The sequence below is a fragment of the Mesorhizobium sp. M1050 genome (assembly GCF_040318715.1).
In the GTDB taxonomy this organism is placed as follows: domain Bacteria; phylum Pseudomonadota; class Alphaproteobacteria; order Rhizobiales; family Rhizobiaceae; genus Mesorhizobium.
Genome location: NZ_JAMYMV010000038.1, coordinates 1 through 16729, shown reverse-complemented (window position 1 = coordinate 16729; position 16729 = coordinate 1). Strand labels below are relative to the sequence as shown.

Below are 16729 nucleotides of genomic sequence, written 5' to 3'. Positions count from 1 at the left end.
ACGTCAGTCCGCCGAAGCGATGAGGGCGGCGAAGCGCTTCTGCGCCTCTTCCACGGTCAAGTCCGGCTTGGCGAAAAATTCGGCGAAGAGATCTTCCTTCTGCTTCTGGGTGTCTTGTGAAAGCAGTTGGTCCGTCCATGGTATGACGGCGCCCTTGGCGAGGATCGCGAGGCCTTTCTTCATGCAGTCGTTCGCAGCATTGAGATCGACGTCGCCGCGTACCGGCAGCGAACCCTTCTTGAGATTGAAGGCAACCTGCGTCTTGGGATCGAGCAGCGTTTCGGCCAGCACCTCCTGCGCCTTGGACTTATCGGCATCCTTCAGCAGCGGGAAGTAGAACGCGTCGCCGCCTGTGGCGATGACTTCGTTCAGCCCCAGCCCTGGCAGACACGTATAGTCCTTGCCTGCGGTCTTGCCGGCAACCTGGAACTCACCCTGTGCCCAGTCGCCCATGATCTGGCCGCCTGCCTTGCCGGTGATGACGAGGTTGGTCGCTTGGTTCCAGTCCTGCACATTGGTGTTCTTCGCCATCTTGCGGGCATCGTCCGCAGCCTTGAAGACCTTGGCTACTTCGGGCCCGGCGGCAAATGTCGCGTCCTTGTCCTTGTAGACCTTGAGGAAAGTGTCTGTGCCACCGACCGCTGCCAAAAGCACGTCGAAGGCGCCTGAGGATTGCCAGGCCTGTCCGCCGACGGCGAGCGGGATGATGCCCGCCTTCTCCAGCGCGGGCGCTGCCGCAACGAATTCATTCCAGTCCTTCGGCAATGGCACGCCGGCCTTCTCGAAGGCCTCGTTCGACAGCCACAGCCACTGCCAGGAATGGATGTTGACCGGCACGCAATAAATCTTGCCGTCGATGGTGCAGCTGTCGAGCAGGCTCTTCGGCCGCACGACTTCCGTCCACTTGCCCTTGGTTGCGACATCGGTGAGGTCGCGCATCAGGCCGGCCTGAACCAGTTCTTCAGCCTGCCGGCCATGATTGAACTGGGTGGCACCCATCGGATCGCCACCGGTGATGCGGCTGATCATGATCGGCCGCGCCGTGCCGCCGGAGCCGGCGATGGCGCCGTCGACCCAGTGATTGCCGGTGGCGTCGAAAGCCTTGGCCAACTCGGCGACAGCCGCGGCCTCACCACCTGAAGTCCACCAATGGGTGACCTCCAGGTCGGTTGCGGCGGCCGGACCAGCGAACTGCAGTGCGGCTGTCGCCGCCAGCGCAGCGGTCAAAAGTTTATAGCGCATTTCGGTTCCTCCCAGAATCTGAAACGTTACAGATTTTCGATACGGGAATTGCGCGGCCTGCGCAACCCCATGAACCAAGCGAGTTCCACATTTTTTCGAGTGGCGAACAAATTCGCATGAGCATGTGCGCTGCAACATGGCTTGCTGCAATGCAAAATGCCAAAATGGTGCGTAAGAGCCGGCAAAACGGATGACGAGGGCGATTTCTTCTGGATTTCCAGTGGGTTTCGCAAAGCGGGCGTCTACCTCGCCACGAGTGGTCGGCATCTCGACATTGGCAATCTGTAACGTTTCAGTATACTGAAGCCCCGCCGGGCTGGAACGCATACCATATCGCAATGACGACGATTGCCCGCCCGGCCTACGGCTGCTATGCGCCTGACGGGCGGGACGAATGGACAGACGGCGTACGGAAAAGAACGAGGAAGCGTCGGCGCAGGGGCGACCGACGCTGAAAACGCTTGCCTTCATGACCGGGCTCGGCGTCACCACCGTGTCGCGCGCCCTGAAGGATGCCCCGGAAATCGGCGCCGAAACCAGGCGCCGCGTCCAACTCGTTGCCAAGCAGATCGGCTATCGGCCGAACCGCGCTGGCGTGCGCCTGCGCACCGGCCGGACCAATGTCATCAGCCTTGTGCTCAACACCGATCGCGAGATCATGAGCTTCGTCTCGGATATCATCTACGGCGTTTCGGAAGTGCTCGCCGAAACGCCCTATCACCTGATCGTTACGCCCTATTCGCGCTCGCAGGATCCGATGGAGCCGATCCGCTATCTGGTCGAGACCGGCTCGGCCGACGGCGTCATCATCTCACGCACCCAGCCCAACGATCCACGCGCCCGCTACATGCTGGAGCACGGCATGCCCTTTGCCACGCATGGCCGCACCGACATGGGCCTCGTCCACCCCTACCATGACTTCGACAACCATGCGTTCGCGAGTGCGGCCGTGCGCCGGTTGGCGAGCATTGGTCGGCGAAGGCTGGCACTTCTGTCGCCACCGCCCGGACTGACCTACTATGGCCATACGTTGAACGGCTTCGCCGATGCGCTGAGCGAGGTCGGCGCCAGCGAAATTCCGTTCAACACCGTTTCCATCGATCATACGATCGAGCAGATCAGGATGAGGACGGCTCAGGTGATGCGCCGTGATGTCAGGCCGGACGGCTTCGTCAGCAGCGCCGCCGCGGCGACGCTGGCCATTGTCGCCGGCATCGAAGATGCCGGTCTCAAGCTCGGCCGCGATGTCGATGTCGTATCGAAGCAGTCGTCGGACCTGCTGCACCTGTTCCGAAGGGAATTGCTGGTCGTCAACGAGAATTTCCGGCTGGCTGGCTCCGAACTTGCCCGCTCGGTGCTCGGCTTGATTGGCGGCGCCGCACCAGGCTCTTTGCAGAGCCTTGTCGTCGCCGGCGACGTCCAGGCGTTCAGCTCGCCAGTGCCCGCCTAACCCGCGATGCTAGCCAGCCGCTCCGCTGCCCCACGGCCCGTGGAACGCGCCCGCATCGTCGATGCGTTCAAAACCGTGCGCGCCGAAGAAGTCGCGCTGAGCCTGGATCAGGTTCGAGGTGCCGCGGCCCTGGCGGTAACTGTCGAAATAGGCAAGTGCCGAAGACAGCGCCGGCACCGGCGAACCGGCCTCCGATGCCCGTGCCACGACACGACGCAGCGAGGGATGCGCCTCCTGCATCAATGAGATGAAGGCCGGCGCCATCAGAAGATTGGTCGAGGCGCCGCCATTGCTGAAGGCTTCCGCCATGGTGTCGAGCATCTGCGAGCGGATGATGCAGCCGGCGCGCCAGATCTTGGCGATGGTCGGCATCGGCAGGTTCCAGTTGAATTCCTTGGAGGCGCCGCTCATCACAGCGAAACCTTGCGCATAGGCTGATATCTTGCCGGCGAACAGCGCCAGTTCGAGGTCTTTCAACAAGGCATCCCTGTCACCGGAAATCCTGGTCACGCCGATATTGCCATAGGCCTTTTCCGCCGCCAGCCGCTCGTCCTTGATAGACGACAGCACGCGTGCTGCCACCGCCGCCTCGATCGCGGTCGCCGGAATGCCGAGCTGCTGTGCCTCGATGACCGACCATTTGCCGGTGCCCTTCTGGCCGGCGCGGTCGAGGATGATGTCGACCACCGGCTTGCCGGTCTTGGGATCATCAGCAGCCAGCACCTTGGCGGTGATCTCGATCAGGTAGGAATTGAGCCGGCCCTTGTTCCAGTTGGAAAACACCGTACCGATGTCCTTCGGTCCCATGCCTAAGCCGTCACGCAGGATGCCGTAGATCTCGGCGATCATCTGCATGTCGGCATATTCGATGCCATTGTGGATGGTCTTGACGAAATGGCCAGCGCCGTCGGTGCCGAGCCATGCCGCGCAGGGTTCGTCCTTGAACTTGGCGGAGATCGCGGTCAGCACCTTCTCGGCCCGTTTCCAGGAGTCCTCAGTACCGCCGACCATGATCGACGGTCCGTGGCGCGCGCCCTCCTCGCCGCCGGACACGCCCATGCCGATGAAGGTGAGACCCGAGCCGGAAAGCTCCGAGAAGCGCCGCATCGTGTCGCGGAAATTGGCGTTGCCGGCATCAATGACGATGTCGTTGGCCGACAGCACGCCGCGCAAGGCGGCGATCTGTTCGTCGACCGGCTTGCCGGCCAGCACCATGATGATGATCGGGCGCGGCGGCCGGATCGCGGCGGCAAGCTCTTCCAGGCTGTAGCAGGGCACAACCCTACTCCTGAGCGCGCCGGCATTCTCGACGAAAGCGTCGGTGCGCGCCCTGGTGCGGTTGAAGACGGCGATACGATGCCCGTGCTCGGCGATGTTGAGCGCCAGGTTGGAGCCCATCGTGCCAAGGCCGATCAGGCCGATTTCGGCTTTTTCCATCGTTTTCCTACCCTTCGGGTTTGTTGATTGCAGCCCGCAATTTTGTCGGGATGATTGACGGGCCTTTCGGGTCGCGTCAACCGCCTTGCCGAATTGTGTTGCAGCAGACCATGATGAGTTTGGCCTTGAGAGCGTCTGGCGTTCAGGGCCTGATGTCGATTGGCGCCTCGATCTTCACCACCTCGAAGTCCGACACCAGAATGTCGATGCGCACCGTCCATCGGCCGGGCACCGGGATGACGAGATTGTCGACGCGCCAGCTGCCGTCGCCGGGCTTGGTCGCCGCGCGCTTCAGCGGCTCGATGCCGGAATCGGGCTTCGACAGCACCAGCGTCACCTCCTTGGCGTCGAACGGTCCGAAATCGCCGGTCATGATGATCATCGAGGCGACAACTGGTCCGGCATGGCCGGGCGTGATGCTGAGATCGGCCATCGCTTGCAGCGCATGGATGTGAACCGAGGCCGGTTGCGCCGCAGCGATCGCCAGTGCCCGTGGCGGCGGCGTGAAACGCCAGCCCGCGGCCACGCCGAAGATAGCCAGCACGATCAGCAGTTCGACGCCGATCGAGTGGGAGAGCCTGCGTTGCACCTGCGTCGATCCGGTCTCGGCCGCCGCAGTGAGTTTCCAGCGATTGACGGCGGCGAGCGTGAAGAGAAAGACCAGCAGCCCGAGCTTGACCAACAGCAGCCAGCCATAGGCCGTGTTGATCAGCGCCGAGGGCGTTTGCACCTGGATGACGGCAAGCACGACACCGGCAGCCGCTAGCGCGGCCACTACCGGCACGATCAGCCTAGAAAACGCACGCAGGAATGGCGCGGCCTCCGCCGATTGCCCCTTCAGCGCCAGGCCGAGCGGCACCAGCGCGCCGGCCCAGAAGGCAATGCCAACGCCGTGCAGGAACACCATTGGCCGCGTCAACCATTGCGGCTCGGCGGCACTGGCATGGCCGCTGGCGGCAAGTGCGACACCCACCCCGGCCAGGCCGGCCATGGCAAATGGCCTGGCGGCCACGCGCGGTCCGGCCAGCGACAGCAGGCCGAGCCCCAGCGCGATCAGCGCGACCAGCACTGTCCAGCCGAAGCTGGTGCCGAGCCCGATCCGCCAGATGACCGGCTGCGCCAGATGGGAGAGCGGTGCCCCGAGCGCATCGAGCCCCTGCAAGCCGAGCGACAAAGGCGCCGCGACCAACCCGCACAGGATTACAGCCGCAATGAAGCGCTGTCCGGCGTGGGCATCCCGGGCCAGCCAGGCAAGGGCAAAGGCGCCGCCGACGCCGAGCAAGAGCCCGATGTAGAGAAAGACCTTGCCGATCCAGATCGCCGATCGCAGCGACCAGTCGACGGCTTCAGACACCGCCGGCGGCGCACTTGGCGCACCGATGGAAAACAGCAGGGAGCCACCGACCGGATGGCCGTCGGCGGAAATGACGCGCCAGCTCAAGACGTGCGTGCCAGGTGCGAGCTCCTGCGGGTTGTCGATTTCGACCGTCTGGTCGTTGAGACGGAAGGCGGTCAGCGGAACCGGCGTGCCGTCGGGTTTCACCAGGGTCAGCACCAGCGGCGAGACCGGCTCGCTGAAGGTCAGCGAGAACTGTGCCGGCCCCTGTTCCAGCACCGCGCCATCGGCCGGGTCTGTCTTGATCAGCGCGGCATGGGCGAAAGCCTGATTTGCCATGATGGCGAGAAACACGATCAGGGCCAGCAGGCCGACGACCAGCCGGCCGGCACGGTGGCCGGCCATGGAAGCCGTTTGCAGGTAGGACGTCGTGCTCATGTCACCGCCACAAAAGATAGCGGCGCGCTCTTGCGAGCGCGCCGCTCGAAAAGATCATTTCTTCGGCAGCAGTTTGATGCCGGGCGCCGGGTTTTCGAGTGCGTCTTCATCCTGGCCGGCTGCGGGGATTTCGATCCAGCGATCAGCGGCGCCGTCGCATTCCTGCACCACCGGGAAGTAAAGCTCCTGGCCCACCGGTAGATCCGCCGTCAGCGTCGCACGGAAGACGAACTCGTCGTAGAATTCATCCGGCAGGCTGCCGCCGCTCCAGTCGACTTCCTTGACCCCATCGGTCACCGCCTGACCATAGAGCTGGTAGGATTTGTCGTACTTGCCCTTCTTGGTCTGCAGCGTCCAGCCGGGTTTCGGCATCGGCTTCACCGCGATCACCCCTTCCGGGATCTGCACGCGTAGAGCAGTCGTCGCCTTGCCGTCGCAACCATGCGGCACGCGTAAGATTGCCTTATAGGTCGAGCCGACGGCCGCCTCCTGGGTTTCGAGCGTGATATGCGCGAAAGCGGCATTTGTCCCGAGCACGAAAAGTGCTGCGGCGGACAAAAGATACTTGTTCATGATGGTCCCTCTGATTTCAAACTGGCGAAGCTGGCCGGATCAATTGGCGTGATCGTCCGTGGCGCCACCACCGATGCCTTCGACGGCGAAATCGATGCTGACGGCGCCGGCCTTCTCGAAGGTCAGCGTGGCGGAAAACTTTTCGCCCTGCTTGGGTTGCCGCTTCAAGCCGAAGAACATCAGATGATAGCCGCCAGGCGCCAATGCCACCTTGCCGCCGGCCGGAATTTCCAGGCCGCCGGCAACCGGTCGCATGGTCATGACGCCGTCCTTGACGCCCATTTCATGCAGCTCGGCCTTTTCAGAGATATCGGAGGAAATCGACACCAGCCGATCCGGCGCGCTGCCATTGTTGGTGATCGTGAAATAGCCGCCGGCGACCTTGGCGCCGGCCGGTGTGGCGCGCGACCAGGGATGGCCGATCTCGATATCGCCGACCTTGAACTCATGCGCGACGACAGTATGGGCGCCGACGAACAGCAGCGCAAAAGCCAGCATGGCAATGCCGACACCTTCTTCGATGCTGCGTAGAATGGTGCCGGGCTTAAGACGCGCGGCGTCAGGAAAGAAATTGAACATGGTTGCTCCATGAAGTGATGGTCGCGCCGTTGCCGGTCGCGAGCAGTTTGATCTTTGGATGGGTACGCCCACGAAAGGTTCCGGCGGGCAAGCAGGCTCAGACCGTCAGCGGCGGCGCGCGCGGGTTCGACGGCGAGCGCTCACGCACGAAGTCGAGATGGATGGCCGCCCGGAAGACAAAGGCTACCGTTTCAAAGGAACGACTGTCCAGCGCAAGCCCGGCATCGGGCGGCGGCGCAAAGGCCGGCGAAAACATGCCGCAGCCGAGCACGCAGCATGCCGGCTGATGGGACGGCGGCTGGTTGCCGCCGGGAAGCTGGGTGGCACCCCCATGGGTGCAGATGACGTTGCCAAAGGCATCGAGTTGTGACGCATTCGGCACGTTTCCGATGGCGAAAGCGCCGAGCGTCGACTGGAGCAACAGCAGATAGGCCGCGACAAGCGCGACCGGTATGCTCCACCGTCTCCTCGATACGCCCAAAACCCTGCCTCTTCGCAGCAATGCAACATTCCTAGCACGAGGCCGTCGGGTGGAAAATCGCCAATTCGATGCTGCGGCAACGCGGCAGGAAGCGCGTCGCAGCCCTTCAGATGCGACGCGCCTTATGATTTTTGGGGCGACCGCATTTCGGGGATCGAGGTCAGCAAGGTCTGGCGCGCCGACTTCAGGTGCTTGCGGCAGGCGGCGTCGACCTTGCCGAGGTCGCGTGATTTCAGCGCCTCTATATAGACCAGATGCTCATTGATCGCGACTTCGTTGCGTTCGCGTTCTCGCGTCTTGTTCCATTGGTAGTGGTAGTGGAAGATCATGGCGATGACATCGTAGAAATCCACGATGAAGCGGTTATGCGACGCCCGGTGGATGAGCCGGTGGAAGCGCTCGTCCAGTTCGGAGAACTCGTTGAAGCGGGTGGCGATCTCGCTTGCCAGCCGACGATGTTCGTCTTCCAGACGTTCGAGATTGACCCAGACAGCGCTGTCCTGCGGCAGAGCGGCGAAGGCTGCCGCCGAGCGCAGCTCGAACATCTCACGGATTTCGGTCAACTCCAGCGCGAAAGCGCGCGTGAAACCCTTAAGCACCCAGTGGCTGTTGCGGCGCTTCTCGATCAGGCCGAAGCGCGAGAAGCGGATCAGGAACTCGCGCACGCTGGTGGTGCCGACGCCGATCTCGCGCGCCAGTTCGAGTTCATTGATCTGCATGCCGGCTTCGGCTCCGCCGGCAAGCAGGCGCCGCATGAACGACCGCTCGATGATCTCGGCCAGCGTGTCGGTTTCTTCCTCGGGGAAGAAATCATCGGGACGCGGTTCGCGCAGCACCGTCTTGGCACGTTTGTTCCAGGCGATCAGCCCGGTCTCTTCCATGCGCGCAAGAATCGATCGTACGGTGGTGCGGCTGACGCCAAGCAAGGTGCCCAGTTCCGGCTCCGAAGGCAGGCTGCGCGTCTCGTCGAGCAGCCGCAGGCAGCGGTTGTAGGCATCCTTATAGACGTTGTTGCTCTTCGACATCCCTGACCCGTTGCACGCCGTCGCTTGCGGCCGTCGGCCGGAAGCGCAATATGACGTTCCCATGACCCCTGAAAGCGAAATTCGCTTTCCTGAACGCCGATGGACATGCGGAACTCCCCAGCGAAAAAACAATTGACGCAAAATTGTTTTTTCACGATAAAAGACATTATATCTAAACAAGCGCGTGTCAATCCGCCCGCGCACCCCAGGATCACCCAGGAAACCGCCCGTGAACGCCTCCAACTGCATCCTCCTGTCCCCCGCCGACAATGTCGCCGTCGCTAACGGCCGCATCGAGATCGGCACCGTGCTGCCGGGCGGCGCCGTCGCCGCTGCTCTGATCGAACCTGGCCACAAGGTGGCGATCAAGCCGATCGCCGCCGGCGAGGCCGTGGTCAAATACGCGCAGGCGATCGGCCGTGCGACACAGGATATTGCAGCCGGCGAGCACGTTCATTCGCATAATCTGGTTTTCGAATCGGGCCGCTTGCCGGTCGTGCCGCCAAGCGAGGCCGAGCACGCGACGGAAGCGGACCGCGCCCGCACCTTCATGGGCTATCGCCGCGCCGATGGCCGCGCAGGCACGCGCAACTTCATCGGCATCGTCGCCAGCGTCAATTGCTCGGCCACCGTCTGCCATTCGATCGCCGACACCGCCAACCGAACCCTGCTGCCGAAATATCCCGGCATTGACGGCTTCGTACCGATCGTTCACGGCCAAGGCTGCGGCATGAGCGCCACCGGCGACGGCATGATGGTGCTGCACCGCACGCTTGCCGGTTATGCCCGCCACCCGAATTTCGGCGGCGTGCTGATGGTCGGCCTCGGTTGCGAGGTCAACCAGCTCACGCTCTATGGCCAGAAGGGCGTCGCTGCCGGCAAACGCCATTTCAACATCCAGGACGCCGGCGGTTCGCGCAAATCGGTCGAAAAGGCGATGGGCGTGCTGGCTGAGATTGCCGAGGAAGTCGGCCAATTGAAGCGTGAGCCGATCCCGGTCAGCGAGATCGTCGTCGGCCTGCAATGCGGCGGCTCCGACGGCATGTCGGGCATTACAGCCAATCCGGCGCTGGGTGCTGCCGTCGATATCCTGGCCGGCGTTGGCGGCATCGGCATCCTCTCCGAGACCACGGAAATATACGGCGCCGAACATCTGCTAGCCTATCGCGCGGCAACGCCGGAGATCGCGCAGAAGCTCGACGGCTTCGTGAAGTGGTGGGAAGATCACGTCGCCAAGCACGGCGCCTCGATCGACAACAACCCCTCGCCCGGCAACAAGCGCGGCGGCCTCACCACCATCCTGGAGAAATCGCTCGGCGCGGTCGCCAAGGGCGGCCAGACGCCGCTCAATGGTGTCTTCGGCTATGCCGAAAAGGTCACCGGCAGCGGCTTGGTGTTCATGGACACCCCCGGCTACGACCCGGTCTCGGCGACCGGCCAGGTGGCGGGCGGCGCCAACATCATCGTCTTCACCACGGGCCGCGGCTCCTGCTTCGGTTGCCGGCCGACACCGTCGATCAAGGTCGCCACCAACTCGACCATGTATCATCAGATGGAAGAGGACATGGACGTCAATTGCGGCGTCATTGCCTCCGGTGAAAAGACCATCGCCGGCATGGGCCGCGAGATCTTCGAACTGATTGTCGAGACGGCTTCCGGCCGCAAGACCAAGAGCGAGGATTTCGGCTACGGCGACAACGAGTTCGTGCCCTGGCACCTAGGCGCGACGCTTTAGTTTCCACTGATATCTGAAGATGGCCAGGCCGGACAATGGTCGGGAACGGGGAGGTTTTCACATGAACAAGCGCCGCATCGGTCGCACCGCGCTCGAGGTCACCGAGGTCAGCTTTGGCGGCGCAGCGCTCGGCGGCCTCTACCGCGCCTGTCCGCGCGAAGCCGCGATGGAGACGCTGCAAGGCGTCTGGGAAGCCGGCCTGCGCTATTTCGACACCGCACCCTTCTATGGTTTCGGCCTGTCGGAGCGACGCTTCGGCGACTTCCTGCGCTACAAGCCGCGCGATTCCTATGTGTTGTCGACCAAGGTCGGCCGGCTGTTCCGCCCAGTGCCGGATGATCATGTTCCCGATCACTCCTATGTCGATCCACTGCCCTTCGCGCTCGACTACGACTATTCCTATGACGGCGTCATGCGCTCGGTCGAGTTCAGCTATGCGCGGCTTGGCCTGAACAAGATCGACATCCTGTTCGTCCACGATATCGGCGCCTACACGCATGGCGCCGAGAAGACCAAGCTGCACTTTCGCGATCTGATGGATGGCGGCCTCAAGGCGCTCGAAGAGCTGAAGAGAACAGGTGTCATTTCCGCCTATGGGCTCGGCGTCAACGAGGTGCAGATCTGTCTCGACGTGATGCGCCGGGCGCCGCTCGATTGCATCCTGCTCGCCAGCCGCTATTCCCTGCTCGACCGAAGCGCCGAAGCGGAATTGCTGCCGCTGTGCCGTGCGCAACAGACCTCCTTGGTCATCGGCGGCGTCTTCAACTCCGGCATCCTGGCGACCGGGCCGGTGCAAGGCGCGCATTTCGATTACCGCCCTGCCAGCCATGACGTGCTCGATCGCGTCGGTGCGATGGAAAGGATCGCAGCCGAGGGCGGTTATCCGCTGGCCGCGGCCGCGTTCCAGTTCCCGCTGCATGAACCAATGGTCGCTACCGTGCTGACCGGTACCGCCAAACTGGCGAACCTGACCCGCAACCTCGAATTGCTCGACATCGACGTGCCGGAGACGGAATACGCCAGATATCGCCCCCATACCCTCGTGCAGGAGCTGGCGTGAAACGCGATCCGCTCGGTGAACGGCGATCCGGTTTCACACCCTTGCAATTTATATGAGAATGAACATTCCATATTGACGAACGGGTGGAATTAATATTCCATACGCTCACGGAATGGAAACGGGAGCATTCGATGACGGCGAGGGAAAGCAGTGCGGTGGCTCTGCCTCTGCCAGGCTTCCCGAGAACTGGTCAAACACCGCTTGCATCGGCCGGTTCGATGCACTATCAAAACATGGCAACTGTTTTTTATTGATAAAGTTCTGTTTGGGCTACGCCTATCCGAACGGAGCTTCCGTAACGTTCACCGGGCGACTTAGGGAGGAACCTCATGAAATTCGTGACCAGCATTCTCAACCGCCGCGCTGTCATGGCGCTGGCAGCAGCTTCGATGCTCACCGGCGTCATGCATTCGGCGCCGGTTTCGGCGGCGGATGTGACCATTCCGATCATCGTCAAGGACACCACGTCCTTCTACTGGCAGATCGTTCTGGCCGGCGCCCGCAAGGCCGGCAAGGATCTCGGCGTCAACGTGCCGGAACTTGGCGCCCAGGCTGAAACCGACGTCAACGGCCAAGTCTCGATCCTCGAGAACGCCGTTGCCAGCAACCCGGGGGCCATCGTCATTGCGCCGACCGAGTTCAAGGCGCTTGGCAAGCCGATCGATGAAGCCGCTGCCAAGGTCAAGGTTATCGGCATCGACTCCGGCGCCGACTCCAAGGCCTTCACATCGTTCCTGACCACCGACAATGTGCAGGGCGGCCGCGTTGCTGCCGACGGCCTTGCAGCCGCTATCGGCGCCGCCAACGGCGGTAAGATCGAGGGCGACGTCGCCCTGATCACCAACGCACCGGGCGCCGGCTCGCTCGAACAGCGCAAGCAGGGCTTCACCGAACAGCTGGCCGCCAAATATCCGGGCCTGAAGCTGGTCGCCGACAAATATGCCGACGGCCAGGCCACCACCGGCCTCAACATCGCCACCGACCTGATCACCGCCAACCCGAATCTCAAGGGCATCTTCGCCTCCAACCTGATCATGGCGCAGGGCGTCGGTCAGGCTGTCGCCGAAAACAACCTTGGCGGCAAGCTGGCGCTGGTCGGCTTCGACAGCGACGAGAAGCTGATCAAGTTCCTCAACGACGGCGTCATTTCCGCCCTCGTCGTCCAGGATCCGTACCGGATGGGTTATGACGGCATCAAGACCGCACTCGCCGCCTCGAAGGGCGAAAAGGTCGAGGCCAATGTCGACACCGGCGCCAATCTGGTGACCAAGGACAACATGAAGGACCCCAAGATCGACGCGCTGCTCAATCCGAAGCTCTAAGCCTTCGCATCCAAATCGTTTCCGGGGCCTCGCGCCCCGGAAACATTCGCTGCCGGCACAAACGGCTTGGCAATCCACGAGCCTGAGCTAGGCTGTCTTCGCGGCATATCCTTGCCTCGCCGCGTGCCAATCGTGAGGCCAATCTGGGAGGCCAATCTGGGAGGATTGTCATGACATCGACGGCGCAGGAACTGCATCCGGCCCCTGTGCTGGAGCCTGGCAGGACCATCCTCGAATTGCGCGGGCTGGAGAAGCGTTATCCCGGCACCCACGCGCTCAAGCCGGTCAACCTCGCCTTCAAGTCTGGCGAGATCCACGCCATCGTCGGCGAGAACGGCGCCGGCAAGTCGACCCTCATCAAGCTTTTGACCGGCGTCATGCCGCGCACCTCCGGAGAGGTCATCTGGGAAGGCCAGCCGGCTGCCCTGGCGACGCCGCATGAGGCGATGGCGCTCGGCATCAATGCCGTGCACCAGGAGGTCGTGCTGTGCCGTCACCTGACCGTCGCCGCCAACATGTTCCTCGGCGAAGAAAATTCGCGCTTCGGCATCCTGCAGCAGCGCTCCATGGTCAGGCAAGCGCAGAAGATCATCGACGATCTCGGCTTCGACCTGCCGGCGCATGTCACGCTGGGCGACCTGACAATCGGCCAACAACAGCTGATAGCGGCGGCCCGCGCCACCGTGCGCGGTACCAAATTCCTGATCTTCGACGAGCCGACCGCCTATCTCACCCGCAAGGAGGCCGACCAGCTTTTCACCCTGATCCGCCGGCTGAAGGGCGAAGGCGTGACGATCATCTACATCAGCCACCGCATGGAGGAAGTGTTCGAACTCGCCGATCGTGTTTCCGTGCTGCGCGACGGCATGCTGGTCGGCACCCGCAACATCGCCGAGACCAACGATGCCGAGCTGGTCAAGATGATGATCAACCGCTCTATCGAGCAGGTCTACCACAAGGAGCATTTCACGCCGGGCGCCGCGATCATCGAAGCGCGGAACCTGTCCGGCAAAGGGTTTGAAAATGTCTCGATGACGGTTCGCGCCGGCGAGATCGTCGGGCTCTATGGCCTGATCGGCGCCGGGCGCAGCGAGTTCGTCACGACACTTTATGGCCGCCACCGCAAATCGGCCGGCCAGATTCTCTGGGAAGGCAAGGAGGTTCAGGTCAAATCCGAGCATGACGCGATCAAGCTCGGCATGGCGCTGGCGCCGGAAAGCCGCCGCGACCAGGGCCTCTGCCTCAACCTGCCGGTCGGCCTCAATCTCAACCTGCCGATCTACAAGCGCATCTCGAACAATCTGCTGATCTCGAGTGCGCAGGAAAAGACGCAGGCCGATCGCCAGATCGCCGATCTGCGCATCAAGACACCGACGCGCGGCGCTCTGGCGTCCAGCCTGTCGGGCGGCAACCAGCAGAAGATCGTCATCGGCAAATGGCTGGCGCACGGCGCCAAGCTGTTCATCTTCGACGAACCGACGGTCGGCGTCGATGTCGGCACCAAGGCCGAGATCTACCGATTGTTCGGCGCGCTGCTGTCGAAAGGCGCCGGCATCATCCTGATCTCGTCCTATCTGCCGGAAGTCTACGAACTGGCCGACACGCTGCATGTGTTCCGGCGCGGCAAACTGGTGGCGACTCATGGTTTTCGCGGCGCCAGCCACGAGGACATTCTCACGCAGGCGCTCGCCGAGAAACAAGAAAAGCAGGGAGGACAGATATGAGCACCGAGGCGATTGCTGTCGAAAAGCCAAAACGGAACTACAATGTCCTGTTCGGGCTGACGCTTCTGGCGTTGCTGGTTCTGCTCTGGATCGTCCTGTCGGTCGCGACGCCGAGCTTCGCCTCTTCCAACAACATCGCCAACCTGCTGCGGCAGGGTTCGATGATCGCCATTATGGCGGTCGGCCAGACTTTCGTCATCATCACCGGCGGCATCGACCTGTCCGTCGGCGCCGTGGTCGGCTTCGCCACCGTGGTCGTAGCCATGATGATCAATGCCGGCTTCCCGATCTGGCTCGCCATTCTGGTGACGCTGCTGGTCGGTGTTGCCATCGGCATGTTTCACGGCTTCGGCATCGTCAAGATGGGCTTGCCACCGTTCATCATCACGTTGGCGACGCTGACCTCGCTGCGCGGCATCGGCCTTTTGATGACCAACGGCAATTCGATCAACATCAACAGCGACACCTTCACCGCGTTCTCGCGCAGTTCCTTCATCGGCATACCCAACCTGTTCTGGATGGTGATCCTGGTCGGCATTCCGGCCTATATCTTCCTGCATCACAGCCGCTGGGGCCGGTATCTGTTCTCGGTCGGCTCCAACGCCGAGGCCTCGCGCCTGTCCGGCGTCAATGTCCAGCGAACCATCTACATGGCCTACACGCTGTCCGGCCTCTGCGCGGCTTTCGTTGGCGTGCTGCTGGCCGCCCGCATCGGCATCGGTAACCCGACCCAGGCTGAGGGCTGGGAGTTGCAGGCGATCGCCTCGTCGGTCATCGGCGGCACCTCGCTGTTCGGTGCCGTCGGCTCGGTGCACGGACCGCTGCTTGGCGCCTTTATCCTGGCCACCATCAACAATGGCGCCAACCTGCTCAACGTCAACTCGTTCTGGCAGCGCATCATCACCGGCGCGCTCATCATCATCATCGTCTACTTCGACGGGCTGCGCCGCCGCGGCAAGTAAACCCCTCGATCAATTGCCGGCCCGTCACGATCGACGGGCCGGCGATTCATTACAGACTGGATTGAAGCATGAAGGCCGTCGTCTGCCGTTCGCCCGGCGATCTTATCCTGGAAGACCGTCCGGCCCCCCGCGCGCCGCCTCCCGGCTGGGCGCTGGTGTCCGTCAGCCATGTCGGCATCTGCGGCACCGACTATCACATCTTCGAGGGCAAGCACCCGTTCCTCGCCTATCCCCGCATCATGGGCCATGAAGTATCGGGTACCGTGGTGGAGCCCGGGGAAGGTGTCGAACTGGCCGTTGGCGAACCGGTCGTCATCAACCCCTATCTTTCTTGCGGCAGGTGCATAGCCTGCCGGCACGGCAAGCCGAATTGCTGCGTCAGCATCGAGGTGCTCGGCGTGCATCGCGACGGCGCCATGTGCGAACGCATCCTGGTTCCGGCACAAAATCTCTATCCGGCCAACGGCCTGTCGCTGGCCGACGCCGCTGCCGTCGAATTCCTGGCCATCGGCGCGCATGCCGTGCGGCGTGCACGGGCCGATCCGGGTGGACGCACGCTGGTCATCGGCGCCGGCCCGATCGGGCTCGGCACCGCCATCTTCGCCCGCATCGCCGGCCTCGACGTGGCACTGCTCGACATGAGCAGTGAAAGGCTCGCCTTCGCCGAGAATGAGCTTGGGTTCCAGACCCTCGACGGTTCGCGCGGCGCGGTGCCCGACATGATCAAGGAGGCGACATCAGGCGAAGGTTTCGATGTGGTCTTCGACGCCACCGGCAACACCCAGTCCGTGCAGTCGGCCTTCGCCCATGTCGCGCATGGCGGAACATTGGTGCTGGTCAGCGTCGTCAAGGACGACATCAGCTTTTCCGATCCGGAATTCCACAAGCGCGAAATGACGCTGATCGGCAGCCGCAACGCCTTGCGCGCCGACTTCGACCATGTCGCCGCCTCGATCAGCAACGGCGCCGTGCCGCTGGCCAAGCTGGTCACCCACCGCACCACGCTCGCGGCCACGCCGCGCGATCTCGCCCGCTGGGCGCATGAGAAATCAGGACTGATCAAGGCCGTGATCGAGGTGGGAGCATAACTTAGCAGGCGGTGAACCCGGCCCGAATTGACGGCGCCCAGCGCAGATCGACCCCCACTCCGTCTCGGCTTCGCCGAGCCACCTCTCCCCCGATCGACGGGGTAGAGGAAGCTGCGAGCCTATTGCAGGCAACGCTCCTCAACCAGACTCCTCCTTCTCCCGCCGCCAGCGGGCTCCCTTCCTCTCCCTCCGGAGGGCAGGGCTATCGCATATGAGTAAAGAGCTGGAAGAGGAAGTCTCTGTTCCATCTGGCTCTTCGCATCTTGCTGGCGATGGG

The 16729-nt window shown here is 62.9% G+C and carries 14 protein-coding genes; 7 read left to right on the top strand and 7 right to left on the bottom strand.

All coding sequences use genetic code 11. The features are described from left to right. Positions 1 to 3 precede the first annotated feature (3 nt). Positions 4 to 1242 (bottom strand): ABC transporter substrate-binding protein, encoded by a 1239-nt coding sequence (locus NKH57_RS20265; RefSeq protein WP_023760792.1) that lies wholly within the window; start codon positions 1240 to 1242, stop codon positions 4 to 6. Positions 1243 to 1636: 394 nt separating this feature from the next. Between NKH57_RS20265 and NKH57_RS20260 the strand changes: the two genes are divergently transcribed. Continuing rightward, positions 1637 to 2692, top strand: coding sequence for a LacI family transcriptional regulator (locus NKH57_RS20260; RefSeq protein WP_352946607.1), 1056 nt, complete (start codon positions 1637 to 1639; stop codon positions 2690 to 2692). A 9-nt stretch (positions 2693 to 2701) separates the two neighbouring features. Here the strand turns inward: NKH57_RS20260 and gnd are convergent, their stop codons facing one another. The 6 genes from gnd to NKH57_RS20230 form a co-directional block, all read right to left on the bottom strand. Then, a complete protein-coding gene (gene gnd, locus NKH57_RS20255) occupies positions 2702 to 4129 on the bottom strand; it encodes an NADP-dependent phosphogluconate dehydrogenase (RefSeq protein ID WP_352946604.1) in 1428 nt (475 codons plus the stop codon). Positions 4130 to 4271: 142 nt separating this feature from the next. Then, positions 4272 to 5903: a copper resistance CopC/CopD family protein gene (locus NKH57_RS20250; protein WP_352946601.1), complete on the bottom strand. Its 1632-nt coding sequence runs from the start codon at positions 5901 to 5903 to the stop codon at positions 4272 to 4274. Positions 5904 to 5957: 54 nt separating this feature from the next. Continuing rightward, positions 5958 to 6476, bottom strand: a complete 519-nt coding sequence (locus NKH57_RS20245; RefSeq protein ID WP_352946598.1) for a YcnI family copper-binding membrane protein — start codon at positions 6474 to 6476, stop codon at positions 5958 to 5960. 39 nt (positions 6477 to 6515) lie between these two features. After that, on the bottom strand, positions 6516 to 7055 hold the full coding sequence (locus NKH57_RS20240) for a copper chaperone PCu(A)C (protein WP_352946595.1): 540 nt from the start codon (positions 7053 to 7055) through the stop codon (positions 6516 to 6518). A gap of 97 nt (positions 7056 to 7152) precedes the next feature. Then, positions 7153 to 7509, bottom strand: coding sequence for a DUF2946 family protein (locus tag NKH57_RS20235; protein ID WP_352946656.1), 357 nt, complete (start codon positions 7507 to 7509; stop codon positions 7153 to 7155). Between the two features lie 149 nt (positions 7510 to 7658). After that, a complete protein-coding gene (locus NKH57_RS20230) occupies positions 7659 to 8561 on the bottom strand; it encodes a GntR family transcriptional regulator (RefSeq protein WP_352946592.1) in 903 nt (300 codons plus the stop codon). Positions 8562 to 8790: 229 nt separating this feature from the next. Here NKH57_RS20230 and NKH57_RS20225 point away from each other — a divergent pair, with 229 nt between their 5' ends. From NKH57_RS20225 to NKH57_RS20200, 6 genes are all read left to right on the top strand, one after another. Further along, on the top strand, positions 8791 to 10296 hold the full coding sequence (locus tag NKH57_RS20225) for a UxaA family hydrolase (RefSeq protein ID WP_352608743.1): 1506 nt from the start codon (positions 8791 to 8793) through the stop codon (positions 10294 to 10296). Positions 10297 to 10357: 61 nt separating this feature from the next. Continuing rightward, positions 10358 to 11356 carry an aldo/keto reductase gene (locus NKH57_RS20220; protein WP_352946588.1) on the top strand — a complete coding sequence of 333 codons (999 nt, stop codon included), beginning with the start codon at positions 10358 to 10360 and terminating at the stop codon, positions 11354 to 11356. A 329-nt stretch (positions 11357 to 11685) separates the two neighbouring features. Then, entirely contained in the window at positions 11686 to 12678 is a 993-nt protein-coding gene (locus NKH57_RS20215) for an ABC transporter substrate-binding protein (protein WP_023760801.1), read from the top strand. A gap of 170 nt (positions 12679 to 12848) precedes the next feature. Continuing rightward, positions 12849 to 14402, top strand: coding sequence for a sugar ABC transporter ATP-binding protein (locus NKH57_RS20210; RefSeq protein ID WP_352608745.1), 1554 nt, complete (start codon positions 12849 to 12851; stop codon positions 14400 to 14402). Continuing rightward, complete coding sequence (locus tag NKH57_RS20205; RefSeq protein ID WP_352608746.1) at positions 14399 to 15364, top strand: ABC transporter permease; 966 nt, start codon at positions 14399 to 14401, stop codon at positions 15362 to 15364. The genes NKH57_RS20210 and NKH57_RS20205 overlap by 4 nt, the downstream gene beginning before the upstream one ends. 68 nt (positions 15365 to 15432) lie before the next feature. Then, the gene (locus NKH57_RS20200) at positions 15433 to 16452 is read left to right on the top strand and encodes a zinc-binding alcohol dehydrogenase family protein (RefSeq protein ID WP_352946583.1); all 1020 of its coding nucleotides are present in this window, start codon (positions 15433 to 15435) and stop codon (positions 16450 to 16452) included. The last annotated feature ends 277 nt before the right edge of the window (positions 16453 to 16729 follow it).